Source organism: Staphylococcus muscae (assembly GCF_003019275.1).
Taxonomy (GTDB): domain Bacteria; phylum Bacillota; class Bacilli; order Staphylococcales; family Staphylococcaceae; genus Staphylococcus; species Staphylococcus muscae.
Map to the genome: position 1 here is coordinate 370671 of NZ_CP027848.1, position 13901 is coordinate 384571.

Consider the following 13901-nt stretch of genomic DNA (forward strand, 5'->3'; position numbering starts at 1 on the left):
TTATTAGGTCGCGTTTTAATAGATATTGTTTTTATATCGTAGACATTTATCATAAAATAATAAGAAAGTGCGTCATGTGTGGTGTGTAGATACTCATACAAAAAGACCTAGACATAAACGAACGATGTCTCTGTTCAGCGTACATCTAAATAAGAGTAAAAGAGGTGAATGAGATGTTTGTCGATCAAGTTAAAATATTTTTAAAAGCAGGTGACGGTGGGAACGGTATTACCGCTTATCGTCGCGAGAAATATGTCCCATTCGGTGGCCCTGCTGGAGGCGATGGCGGTCGTGGTGCATCAGTCGTCTTTGAAGTGGATGAAGGTTTAAGAACATTAATGGACTTTAGGTATCAACGTCAATTTAAAGCCAAAAAAGGTGAAAACGGACAGAGTAGTAATATGCATGGTAAAAATGCGGAAGACCTCGTTCTAAAAGTACCTCCAGGCACTATTGTGAAGGATGTTGAAACCGAACAAACGCTCGCTGACTTAGTAGAGCATGGACAACGTGCGATTATAGCAAAAGGTGGTCGTGGTGGTAGAGGGAATTCACGTTTTGCGACACCTAAAAATCCAGCACCAGATTTCAGTGAAAATGGTGAACCGGGTGAAGAGTTAGAAGTTGTTCTTGAATTGAAACTTTTAGCAGATGTCGGCTTAGTAGGTTTTCCAAGTGTTGGGAAGTCAACGTTGTTGTCGATTGTTTCAAAAGCAAAACCGAAAATTGGTGCGTATCATTTTACGACAATTCAACCTAACTTAGGTGTTGTTGTGACGCCAGACCAACGAAGCTTTGTGCTGGCTGACTTACCAGGTCTTATTGAAGGTGCCTCTGAAGGTGTTGGACTCGGGCATCAATTTTTACGTCACGTTGAGCGTACAAAAGTCATTGTACACGTTATCGATATGAGTGGTATGGAAGGTCGAGATCCATTTGAAGATTATCAAACAATTAACCATGAGCTCAAAGCATATCAACAACGTTTAGAAGATAGACCGCAAATTATTGTTGCGAATAAGATGGATATTCCAGAAGCTGCAGAACAGTTGGAACTTTTCAAAGAACAATTAGGGCCAGACACGCCAGTTGTGCCAATTTCATCATATACGCGTGAAAATATTGATCAACTCCTTTATACAATTGCGAATACACTTGAAGAAGTGAAAGATATTGATTTTAATGAAGAAGAGACGGCAGATGAAACAAATCGTGTGTTATATAAACATACACCATCTCAAGATAAGTTTGTCATTACACGAGATGACGACGGCGCTTATGTCGTGAGTGGTAACGCAATTGAACGTATGTTCAAGATGACTGACTTCAATAGTGATCCAGCCGTACGTCGTTTTGCACGTCAAATGCGTTCGATGGGAATCGATGATGCATTGCGTGAAAGAGGTGCTGAGAATGGAGACATTGTCCGAATTCTTGGTGGTGAATTTGAGTTTGTAGAATAACAATTGAATAAGGGGGAGATCGAATGACATCTAAATTTTATTTAATTCGGGAAGATGTATTGCCGTTTGTTGTTGAAAAAGTATTGAAGGTAAAAGCATCACTCAAGGAGAATCCAGCAATGACGGTACAGGAAGCAGTTGTTTTGCATGATTGTTCCCGCAGTGCTTTTTATAAATATAGAGATACGATTTTCCCTTTAGAAGATATGAAACAAAATCTTGAAGCATTTACAATCATATTATATGTGAATGATAAGGTAGGGATTTTAGCGCATATATTAGAGAAATTGTCATCATTAAATTTCTCGGTATTAACGATACATCAAAGCGTCCCAATTGATAAAAAAGCGTCAATTACTTTGTCGTTGAATGCGAGTAAAGCAACGCTAACTGCTTATGAAATTATCAATGAGTTGCGCCAAATAGACTATGTTTATAACGTAGATATCATCGGGATGAATACGTAAGGAGAAGAATGAGTATGTATGCATATATACGTGGTACAGTAACGGAACTACAACCTTCACATATTGTTGTTGAGACGTCTTCTGGCATCGGCTATGAAATTCAAACGCCGAATTCTTATCGTTTCCAAAGTCAATTGCAGCAACAAGTAATTGTATATACCTCTCTCATTGTTAGAGAAGATGCACAATTACTGTATGGCTTTATCAACCAAGAAGAAAAGACGATGTTTTTGAGTTTGATTAAGGTGACAGGTATCGGTCCGAAATCAGCACTAGCCATTTTAGCTGCCAGCACACCAGCTCAAGTGAAACGAGCGATCGAACAAGAAGATGATGCTTATTTGACGCAGTTTCCGGGTATTGGTAAAAAAACTGCACGTCAAATCATTTTGGATCTCAAAGGTAAAGTTGCGGTAGATACACCAGTTGAAAGTGGTTTATTCGCAGTGGAATCAAACGAAAATGAACATATTTATAAGGATGCCTTGCTTGCATTGGATGCGTTAGGTTATTCTAAGCGAGAGCTACAAAAAGTCGAAAAAGCGATGCAAAAAGAAGTATTTGAATCAGTTGATGCAGCTGTTAAGTTTGGCTTGAAGCAATTGATTGGTTAGGAGGTACATCATGGAGCATGACCGTATGATGGATGGACACGAAAATACATTTGATGATGACATAGAACTGTCATTGCGACCTGAATATTTACGTCAATATATTGGACAGTCAGCGATTAAGTCTAATTTGGAAGTATTTATTCAAGCGGCAAAGCTTCGTGAAGAGCCGCTCGATCACGTTCTATTATTTGGTCCACCCGGTCTTGGTAAAACAACGTTATCACATATTATCGCAAATGAAATGGGCGTCAACATGCGTACTGTGTCAGGTCCATCAATCGAACGTCCCGGAGACCTAGCGGCGATTTTAACGAATTTACAACCTGGTGATGTACTGTTTATTGATGAAATACATCGATTAAGTAGTGTAGTAGAAGAAGTTCTCTATCCTGCGATGGAAGACTTTTTCTTAGACATTGTTGTTGGAAAAGGTGAAGAAGCACGTAGCATACGTATTGATTTGCCACCGTTTACGCTTGTAGGCGCAACAACACGTGCTGGAAGCTTAACGGGGCCTTTAAGAGATCGTTTTGGTGTACACTTAAGGCTCGAGTATTATAGTGAAGTCGATCTACAACATATCATCATGCGTACTGCTGAAGTGCTCGGTACATCCATAGATAAAGAAAGTGCATTTGAGATTGCGAGACGTAGCCGTGGTACACCGAGAATAGCAAATCGCTTGTTGAAGCGAATTCGAGACTTCCAACAAGTGAACCAAGATGACATGATTTATATTGAAACGACGAAACATGCACTGCAATTATTACAAGTGGATGATCAAGGTCTCGATTATATTGATCATAAAATGATGGCTTGTATTATAGAGCAGTATAATGGTGGGCCAGTCGGCTTGGATACCATTGCAGTATCCATCGGAGAAGAACGTGTCACGATAGAAGATGTGTATGAACCTTTTCTCATACAAAAAGGTTTTCTCGAACGTACCCCACGTGGTCGGAAGGCAACACCTTTCGCCTATGAACATTTCAATTACGGACAAAAGTGAGGAGTTTGCACGTTGAATATAGAAGCATTTGATTATGATTTACCAGAATCTTTAATCGCCCAAACCCCATTGAAAGATCGAGATACAAGCCGATTATTACATTTGGATAGACAGACAGGTGCAGTTGAAGATTTACATTTTAAAGATATTACAAAGTTTTTCAAGCCGGGTGATACACTTGTCTTAAATGATACGAAAGTGATGCCTGCACGTTTGTTCGGTGTCAAAGTCGAAACAAATGCACAAGTTGAAATGTTGATGCTCAATCAAGTAGAAGGTAATGACTGGGAAGTTTTGTTGAAACCTGCAAAACGAATCAAGGTTGGTCAATCACTTAGCTTTGGGGACGGTAAAATCATTGCGACATGTATTGATACATTAGATCAAGGTGGACGTATTATGCGTTTAGAGTATGAAGGTATCTTACAAGAGCGCTTGGATGAGTTAGGTGAGATGCCACTACCACCTTATATAAAAGAGCGTTTGGACGATAAAGATCGCTACCAAACTGTTTATGCAAAAGAAACAGGCTCGGCGGCTGCCCCAACAGCAGGATTACATTTTACAGATAGTTTACTTCAAGACTTGCAAGCTATGGGCGTTCGATTAGCATTTGTCACACTACATGTAGGATTGGGTACTTTTCGTCCTGTGAGTGTTGATAATATTGATGATCATGAGATGCATAGTGAGTACTATATGATGTCTCAAGAAACGGCTGATCTATTGAATCAAACAAAGGCAGAAGGTCATCGAATTATTTCAGTCGGAACTACTTCGACTCGAACACTTGAGACTATTCGTCGTGATCATACGCAATTTGTTGCGACAAGTGGATGGACAGATATCTTTATCTATCCTGGTTTTGAATTTAAAGCAGTTGATGGTCAAATTACAAACTTCCACTTGCCGAAATCAACACTTGTGATGCTTGTGTCAGCGTTTAGCACACGTCAATTTGTATTGGATGCATATAAACATGCAGTCAAAGAATCATATCGTTTCTTTAGCTTTGGAGATGCGATGATTATTATTTAATGATAGGAGAGAACACGATGCCAGCAGTGACATACGAACATATTAAAACGTGTAAGCAATCAGGTGCACGACTTGGTATTGTTCACACACCACACGGGTCATTTGAAACACCAATGTTTATGCCAGTTGGAACGAAAGCAACGGTTAAGACGATGAGCCCTGAAGAATTAAAACAAATGAACACGAAAATTTTGCTTGGTAATACATATCATTTATGGTTGCAGCCGGGCAATGATATTGTGAAGCAAGCAGGCGGCCTTCATAAGTTTATGAACTGGGATGGCCCGATTTTGACGGATTCAGGTGGTTTCCAAGTATTTAGTTTAAGTAATTTAAGAAAAATTACAGAAGAAGGCGTTGAATTCCGTCATCATACGAATGGTTCAAAACTATTCTTATCACCCGAAGATTCTATTAAAATTCAAAATGACTTAGGATCAGATATTATTATGGCGTTTGATGAATGCCCACCGATGCCAGCAGAGTACGATTATGTGAAAAATTCATTAGAGCGTACAACAAGATGGGCAGAGCGCTGTAAAAAGGCACATCAACGCCCAGAAGACCAAGCGCTGTTTGGTATTATTCAAGGTGGTGAATATAAAGACCTTCGTCAGCAGTCTGCTGAAGCGTTAGTTGCGCTTGACTTCCCGGGATATGCGATTGGTGGCTTATCAGTCGGTGAACCAAAACCTGTGATGTATGATATGGTTGAACATACCGTTCAATATATGCCAGAAGACAAACCACGTTATTTGATGGGGGTAGGCTCTCCTGATGCATTGATTGAATGTAGTATTCGTGGAATGGACATGTTTGACTGCGTGCTACCAACACGTATTGCACGTAACGGTACTTGTATGACGTCACACGGACGTTTAGTCGTGAAAAATGCACAGTTCAAGGATGATTTTAGACCATTAGATGAAAATTGTGATTGTTATACATGTAAAAATTACACACGTGCATACTTACGTCATTTGATCAAAGCAGACGAAACGTTCGGTATACGCCTAACTACTTATCACAACTTACATTTTCTGTTAAAATTAATGGAGGACATTAGACAAGCTATTCGAGAAGATCGTCTTTTAGATTTTAAAGAAGAATTTTTTGAACAATATGGTCTAAATGTTGAAAATCCGAAAAATTTCTAGATTGGAGTTTGAATTATGTCATCAATTATTAGTTTATTACCACTTATATTGCTGTTCGTTGTCATGTGGTTTTTCATGATTCGTCCGCAGCAAAAACGTGCAAAAGAGCATCGTGAAATGGTGGAGCAATTACAATCAGGTCAACGTGTAACAACTATCGGTGGTATCAAAGGAACTGTTCGTGCTGTTGATGAAACAACAGCAGTCATTACAGTGAATGGTAAAGGCACTGAACTTACTTTTGAGAAGCAAGCGATTAAACAAGTTGACCCATCATAATACAAGTAGAAACAATAACAGCTGGGGCAAATGTATTTGCTCCAGCTTGTATCATTTTAGTGCTGAATCATGATTCGGATAATATTTTTACGAATCCGCATGAATTTGATATGATAGTAAAGATTAATAGTTAGACTTACACAACGTCATGTTGCATTAACCCTTCTTCTACATAGGTTATATTAAAGTGTTAACTATGAAACAACAATAAAAGAGGTGTTTATGTGAAAAAAGCAAGTAGGTTGGTTGCCTTTTTCGTATTAGTTGCATTGCTATTTGGTATGATGGCAACAACATACAAAAGTGTAATCAAAGATGTTAGCCTAGGACTTGACTTACAAGGTGGTTTCGAGGTGCTCTATCAAGTTAATCCTTTGGAGAAAGGGGATAAAATTGATAGCACAGCAGTAGAATCTACTGCGAAGACATTAGAAAGACGTGTCAACGTACTAGGTGTTTCAGAACCAAAAATTCAAGTCGAAGATAAAAACCGTATACGTGTTCAATTAGCTGGAGTCAAAGACCAATCGCAAGCACGTAAAATCTTATCTTCACAAGCCAATTTAACAATCCGTGATTCAGATGACAAAGTATTATTAACGGGTAAAGATTTAGTACAAGGTTCTGCAAAACAAGAATTTAAACAGAATACAAATGCACCCGCTGTGACATTTAAGTTAAAAGACAGCAAAAAATTTGCGCGTGTCACACAAGAAATCTCTGAAAAAGATGAGAACGTCATGGTCGTGTGGTTAGATTTCCAAAAAGGAGATAGCTACCAAGACGAAAAAACGAAAGAAGATCCAAAATATATTTCAGCTGCATCTGTTGAACAAGCAATCGACTCAGAAAGTGTTGAAATCTCTGGTGGATTCCAAGGTGAAGATGGTATTGCGGAAGCAAAACAAATTGCTGACCTTCTGAATTCAGGCTCATTGCCAGTTGACTTAAAAGAAATATATTCAACATCAGTTGGGGCACAATTCGGTCAAGATGCGTTAGATAAAACAATCTTTGCATCAGTACTCGGTATCGGAATCATCTTTGCCTTTATGTTATTGTTCTACCATATTCCGGGTGCGATTGCGGTAATTACATTAACAACGTACATCTACTTAACAATGGTTGCATTCAACTTTATCGGTGGTGTGCTGACACTTCCAGGTTTAGCAGCCCTTGTATTAGGTGTTGGTATGGCCGTAGATGCGAATATCATCATGTATGAACGTATAAAAGATGAGATTCGTATTGGACGAACGTTGAAACAAGCATACAAACGAGCAAACAAGAGCTCATTCATTACGATTTTGGATGCCAACTTAACAACCGTATTGGCAGCAACTGTCCTATTCTTCTTCGGTGAAAGTTCAGTAAAAGGTTTCGCTACGATGCTCTTACTAGCAATTCTTATGAGTTTCGTTACAGCTGTATTCTTAACACGTATACTTTTATCGTTACTTGTTCATTCAAACTTCTTCAAGAAGAAAATGTGGTTGTTCGGTGTGAAAAAGAAAGATATTCATGATATTAATGAAGGCTATGACGTACCGGACCTTCATACACCATATGACAAAATTGACTTTATGAAGGTAGCCAAACCTTTATTTGCCTTGAGTGGTATTATTATCGTTGCAGGTATCGTCATAATCTCTATCTTTAAGTTGAATTTAGGGATTGATTTTACATCAGGTACACGTGTGGACTTCCAGTCTGATCAACCATTGAAACAAGCACAAGTTGAGAAGAAAATGGAAGATATTGACTTGAAACCGAACCAAATGTCAATTGGTGGAGACAAAGATCAAAATGCATCTATGCAATATAAACATGATTTGACAAAAGAAGAGATTTCTACCTTGAAAGATACGTTAAGTAAAGCTTACAAAGCAGATCCTTCAGTGAATACAGTTTCACCAACTATTGGTCAAGAATTAGCAAAAAATGCGATGCTAGCTGTTATACTTGCATCAATTGGCATGATAATCTATATCACATTGCGTTTTGAATGGCGTATGGGTATTTCATCAATTATTTCATTATTACATGATGCGTTTATGATTATCGCAGTGTTTAGCTTGTTGCGTTTAGAAGTAGATATTACATTCATCGCAGCAGTACTAACGATCATCGGTTACTCAATCAATGATACGATCGTTACATTTGACCGTGTACGTGAGATGTTAGCGAATGTTAAAGTAATCACAAAAGAAGAACAAATTGATTACATTGTGAACAGTTCTATTCGTCAAACGTTAACGCGTTCTATTAATACCGTATTAACCGTTGTTGTTGTTGTTGTTGCATTATTAATCTTTGGAGCATCCAGCATCTTCAACTTCTCATTAGCGTTATTAATTGGATTAGTATCTGGTGTGTACTCATCAATCTTTACAGCCGTTCCGTTATGGGGTATTTTAAAGAAACGTGAGTTACGTAAATCAGACAATCATAAACTCGTTGTTTATAAACGTAAACGTACAAATGAAGAAAAAGTATTAGTTTAATGCTTATATGAGGTATGTGTTATTTTAGTCGATAACACATACCTTTTTATTTAGGCAATTTTTAGATATAATACGGGTTGTGAAAAGAGGTATGTAATCATGATAAAATCCAAATTTCAATGGTGTCATAATGAAAAAAATCAAGAAATTGATGCGACATTAATACAAAAATTTAATATTACGCCAATTATGCAAGGAATCTTGGAAGGGAAAGGAATTGTTTCAGAATCCGAGTTATCTGCATTGTTAAATGATGAAGCAATCATTCATGATCCAAACATGTTGAGCGACATTGACCGTGCTGTTGCACGCATCCGTCAAGCTGTTGCTAAAGACGAAGCGATTCTCGTATATGGAGACTACGATGCAGATGGTGTCACATCTACAACAATAATGGTCGATGCACTTCGTAAAATCGGTGCGACCGTCGGCTGGTATATACCGAACCGCTTTACAGAAGGGTATGGGCCAAGTGAAGCGGCATTTCAAAATGCAGTGGATGAAGGCGTTTCTCTAATTATTACTGTTGACAACGGTATCCAAGGACATCAAGAAATTGAACTTGTACAACAACAAGGTGTGGATGTTATCGTGACAGACCACCATGAAATGGGACCCACGCTACCAAATGCGTATGCGATTGTACATCCAATGCATGATGATTATGCATATCCGTGTCCGTATCTATGTGGTGCAGGCGTTGCCTTAAAAGTAGCCAATGCGTTACTTGATAGTGAGATGCCAGATACCTACTGGGGGTTAGCTGCGATTGGAACAGTGGCAGACCTTGTGCCAATGACTGACGAAAATAGAACGATTGTTAAAAAAGGTTTAAAAGTATTGAACGAGACGATGCCACCGTCTATTTCGGCATTGTTAGAACAAGCGAAGTATAACGACCAAGTTACAGAAGAAACAATTGGTTTTTTAATCGGTCCACGTTTGAATGCAGTAGGTCGATTAGATGATGCAAGTTTAGCAGCTGAACTTTTAATGGCTGACGATTATGAAGAAGCGCTATTTCTTGCAGAACAAGTGGAACATTTCAATTTGGAACGTAAAGAAATTGTACAGGCCATTGCAGAAGAAGCACTACAAATGGCAGCGAGTTATGTTGAAAGAGGCGACCAGTTTCTTGTGCTTGCACAACATGGCTGGCATGAAGGTGTACTCGGTATCGTGGCATCACGTATTGTTGAGACGTACCATTTACCAACGATGGTACTGAATATCGATGATGAAAAAGGACATGCAAAAGGCTCTGCACGTAGCATTGAACAAGTATCAATGTTTGAAGCATTAAGTATACAAACTGATTATATCGAAAAATTTGGCGGTCATCATATGGCGGCTGGATTGACGATGTCGATTGAATATGTGGATACATTGCGTGATAATTTGAATAAATGGATGAAGCAAATGTTTGAAGGGGTGTCACTGCAGCCGACTAAGCGTATTGACGCAAGATTGGACTTAGAGGATGTCACAGTAGATAACATTCAAGCGATCCAACGATTAAGACCATTTGGAATGGGCTTCAATAAGCCAGTATTCCAATTATCGGGCCTTCAAGTGCAACAAACAAAAGCGATTGGTCAGCAACAAAATCATCTGAAATTGTCATTTGATGGTACACTACTACAAGCACTTTTTTGGAATCAAGGACAACTTGCATCTGAATTAATGGCAGGACAATCTATTGATATACTCGGGGAGTTTCAGATTAATGAGTGGAATGGTAATCGTACAGCACAAGTTATATTGACTGATCTTGCGAGTAATGAACGTCAGATTTTAGACTATCGAAGCAAAAATAAAAAATTACCATCTTTTGAAAATCAGACGAATGTGTGCCATTTTATACACCCAAGTCGTGACAAAGAAAACAACCATCAATTTTATTATGGTGAAATAATTCCGAATAACTATGAAAAATGTGTGTTTAGAGACCTTCCGTTAACAATGGAAGATATTGAAACGTCATTGCAACAACTTAATGCGTCGCAAATATATCTCGTTTTTGAACATACACAATCCATTTATTTTGATGGCATGCCACAAATGGGGATTTTTAAACAATGTTATAAGGCAATCTTGCAAAAAGGCAATATCAATCTTGCGCAAGATGGACTGCCTTTATGTCAATTTTTAAATATTAAACCAAACATTTTAAAATTTATCTTAAAAGTTTTTTTAGACTTAGGTCTCATCACTCAAAAAGATGGTATAATTGAACCTGTACAGCAAACTGATAAACGACCGATTGAATCGAGCCGTGTCTATCAAGCGCGTATACAACGATTAGAAGTTGAAAAACAACTACTTTATGATGAATTTAGTGCGATAAAAACTTGGATTGATACAACGATGACACGCACGAACTAGGAGGATATCGATGGATTTAAAACAATACGTTTCTGAGGTACAAGACTGGCCTCAAAAAGGCGTGAGCTTTAAAGATATAACTACGATTATGGACAATGGTGAAGCTTATGGCTATGCAACAGACCAAATTGTAAAATATGCAAAAGAAAAAAATGTAGACATTGTAGTCGGACCTGAAGCGCGTGGCTTTATTATCGGGTGCCCAGTTGCTTATGCGATGGGCATTGGCTTTGCACCTGTCCGCAAAGAAGGAAAGCTTCCAAGAGAAGTCATTCGCTATGAATATGACTTAGAATACGGTAGTAACGTATTAACAATGCATGCCGATGCAATTAAACCTGGACAACGTGTCTTAATTACAGATGACTTGCTAGCAACAGGTGGGACGATTGAAGCGGCGATTAACCTTGTTGAACAACAAGGCGGTATTGTAGCGGGGATTGCTTTCATTATTGAACTTGCGTACTTAAATGGGATTGAAAAGATTAAAGATTATGACGTTATGTGTCTAATCTCATATGATGAATAGATTTGCAAGAGGTGGAATGGCTACGGCTATTCCACTTTTTTAATAGTAAACTACATATAGTCGTCTATATAAATATTATGTAAACTATAAGTTGTATTTGAATTTCAATCACCTTTAATCTATTTTTTACAAGCTGTAATTTTATCAAATTTTGACTAAGGATTTTCAAAAAGTCCACATTAAAAAGATAGGTTAGATAGTTCAATTATTGCAATGCTTGTAGTATGATAGAATTAATATTGATTTTTGTTGGGGGTGTCCACTTGAATAACGAATATCCATATAGTGCTGATGAAGTTCTTTATAAGGCAAAAACGTACCTTAGTGAAGAACAGTATGCATTTGTACTAAAAAGTTATCATTTAGCATACGAGGCACATGAAGGGCAATTTCGTAAAAATGGTTTACCATATATCATGCATCCGATACAAGTCGCTGGGATTTTAACCGAGATGCGTCTCGACGGCCCGACAATTGTGGCGGGTTTTCTACATGATGTTATAGAAGATACACCCTATACGTTTAACGATGTGGCAGAGATGTTCAACGTTGAAATTGCAACGATTGTAGATGGTGTAACCAAGTTGAAAAAAGTAAAATATCGTTCAAAAGAAGAACAACAAGCTGAAAACCATCGTAAGTTATTTATCGCCATCGCAAAAGATGTACGTGTTATTTTAGTTAAATTAGCGGATCGCTTACATAATATGCGAACATTACGTGCAATGCCACGTGAAAAGCAAATTCGTATCTCTAAAGAAACACTTGAAATTTATGCACCATTAGCGCACCGTTTAGGGATTAACACAATTAAATGGGAACTAGAAGATATCGCATTGCGCTATATCGATAATGTACAATATTTCAGAATCGTCAATTTGATGAAGAAAAAGCGCAGTGAACGTGAAGCGTATATTCAAAACGCGATTCATAACATTCGCAAAGAGATGGATATTATGAGGATTGATGGCGAAATCAATGGCCGTCCAAAGCATATTTATAGTATTTATCGAAAAATGGTTAAACAGAAAAAACAATTCGACCAAATATTTGACTTGTTGGCAGTTCGTGTAATTGTTCATTCAATTAAAGATTGTTATGCTGTTCTCGGACTTGTTCATACACTTTGGAAACCAATGCCAGGCCGTTTCAAAGACTATATTGCAATGCCTAAACAAAATATGTACCAGTCATTGCATACAACCGTAGTCGGTCCAAATGGTGACCCGCTTGAAATTCAAATTCGCACATTTGAAATGCATGAAATTGCTGAACATGGGGTTGCTGCACACTGGGCATACAAAGAAGGAAAACAAGTTACACAAGACAGTGAAAAATACCATGAAAAACTGAACTGGTTAAAAGACATTGCTGAGACAGATCACACTTCTAGCGATGCACAAGAGTTTATCGAGTCATTGAAGTTTGACTTACAAAGTGATAAAGTTTATGCGTTTACTCCAGCAAGTGATGTTATTGAATTGCCTTATGGTGCAGTTCCAATTGATTTTGCATATGCAATTCATAGTGAAGTAGGAAACAAAATGATTGGTGCCAAAGTTAACGGCAAAATTGTCCCTATTGACTATGTGTTACAAACAGGCGATATTGTTGAGATTCGTACGAGCAAGCATTCGTATGGGCCGAGTCGTGACTGGTTAAAAATTGTACGCTCATCTAGTGCGAAAAGTAAGATTAAAGGCTTCTTTAAGAAACAAGACCGTTCCTCTAATATTGAAAAAGGAAAGTTCATGATTGAAGCAGAACTTAAAGAACAAGGCTTCAAAGTGGATGAAGTGTTAACTGATGCCAATCTTAAAATTGTGAATGAAAAATACAATTTTGCAAATGAATCAGATCTATATGCGTCTGTTGGGTTTGGTGGTGTAACGTCGCAACAAATCGTCAATAAATTGACCGAACGTATTCGTATTGAACAAAAACAACGTGCATTGAACCAAGCACAAGAAGTGACGAAATCTGTGCCAATCAAAGATCATATTACGACTGATTCTGGCGTATATGTTGAAGGTTTAGACAACGTATTGATTAAACTCTCAAAATGTTGCAATCCAATCCCAGGAGATAAAATACTTGGTTATATTACGAAAGGGCACGGCATCAAAGTCCATCGCACGGATTGTCCTAACATTAAAAATGAAAATGAGCGTTTAATTGATGTTGAATGGGTAAAATCCAAAAATGCTGCACAAAAATATCAAGTGGACCTTGAAATAACGGCATATGATCGTAACGGTTTGCTCAATGAAGTCCTACAATCTGTTAATAGTACATCAAGCAATCTGATTAAAGTATCAGGTCGATCGGATATTGATAAAAATGCAGTGATTAATTTAAGTATCATGGTTAAAAATGTTCATGAAGTATACAAAGTTGCTGATAAAATAAAACAACTTGGAGACATCTATACGGTAACTCGAGTTTGGAATTAGGAG

General features: G+C 37.9%; 11 protein-coding genes. All 11 read left to right on the forward strand.

Going from position 1 to position 13901, the window contains the following annotated elements:
* The first annotated feature begins 173 nt into the window (after positions 1-173).
* The 11 genes from obgE (at position 174) to C7J88_RS01785 (ending at position 13898) form a co-directional block, all read left to right on the forward strand.
* A complete protein-coding gene (obgE, locus tag C7J88_RS01735) occupies positions 174-1463 on the forward strand; it encodes a GTPase ObgE (RefSeq protein WP_095116594.1) in 1290 nt (429 codons plus the stop codon).
* A gap of 23 nt (positions 1464-1486) precedes the next feature.
* On the forward strand, positions 1487-1930 hold the full coding sequence (locus tag C7J88_RS01740) for an ACT domain-containing protein (RefSeq protein WP_095116596.1): 444 nt from the start codon (positions 1487-1489) through the stop codon (positions 1928-1930).
* Positions 1931-1944: 14 nt separating this feature from the next.
* Positions 1945-2544, forward strand: a complete 600-nt coding sequence (gene ruvA / locus C7J88_RS01745) for a Holliday junction branch migration protein RuvA (RefSeq protein WP_095116598.1) — start codon at positions 1945-1947, stop codon at positions 2542-2544.
* A 10-nt stretch (positions 2545-2554) separates the two neighbouring features.
* Entirely contained in the window at positions 2555-3553 is a 999-nt protein-coding gene (ruvB, locus tag C7J88_RS01750; protein WP_095116600.1) for a Holliday junction branch migration DNA helicase RuvB, read from the forward strand.
* A 12-nt stretch (positions 3554-3565) separates the two neighbouring features.
* Positions 3566-4591 carry a tRNA preQ1(34) S-adenosylmethionine ribosyltransferase-isomerase QueA gene (gene queA / locus C7J88_RS01755; RefSeq protein ID WP_095116602.1) on the forward strand — a complete coding sequence of 342 codons (1026 nt, stop codon included), beginning with the start codon at positions 3566-3568 and terminating at the stop codon, positions 4589-4591.
* 17 nt (positions 4592-4608) lie between these two features.
* The gene (gene tgt / locus C7J88_RS01760) at positions 4609-5748 is read left to right on the forward strand and encodes a tRNA guanosine(34) transglycosylase Tgt (protein ID WP_095116604.1); all 1140 of its coding nucleotides are present in this window, start codon (positions 4609-4611) and stop codon (positions 5746-5748) included.
* Between the two features lie 15 nt (positions 5749-5763).
* The gene (yajC, locus tag C7J88_RS01765; protein WP_095116606.1) at positions 5764-6027 is read left to right on the forward strand and encodes a preprotein translocase subunit YajC; all 264 of its coding nucleotides are present in this window, start codon (positions 5764-5766) and stop codon (positions 6025-6027) included.
* A 224-nt stretch (positions 6028-6251) separates the two neighbouring features.
* Complete coding sequence (secDF, locus tag C7J88_RS01770) at positions 6252-8531, forward strand: protein translocase subunit SecDF (RefSeq protein WP_095116608.1); 2280 nt, start codon at positions 6252-6254, stop codon at positions 8529-8531.
* Between the two features lie 99 nt (positions 8532-8630).
* Positions 8631-10916, forward strand: coding sequence for a single-stranded-DNA-specific exonuclease RecJ (gene recJ / locus C7J88_RS01775; RefSeq protein ID WP_095116610.1), 2286 nt, complete (start codon positions 8631-8633; stop codon positions 10914-10916).
* Positions 10917-10926: 10 nt separating this feature from the next.
* Positions 10927-11445: an adenine phosphoribosyltransferase gene (locus C7J88_RS01780; protein ID WP_095116613.1), complete on the forward strand. Its 519-nt coding sequence runs from the start codon at positions 10927-10929 to the stop codon at positions 11443-11445.
* Positions 11446-11708: 263 nt separating this feature from the next.
* Complete coding sequence (locus C7J88_RS01785) at positions 11709-13898, forward strand: RelA/SpoT family protein (protein ID WP_095116615.1); 2190 nt, start codon at positions 11709-11711, stop codon at positions 13896-13898.
* The last annotated feature ends 3 nt before the right edge of the window (positions 13899-13901 follow it).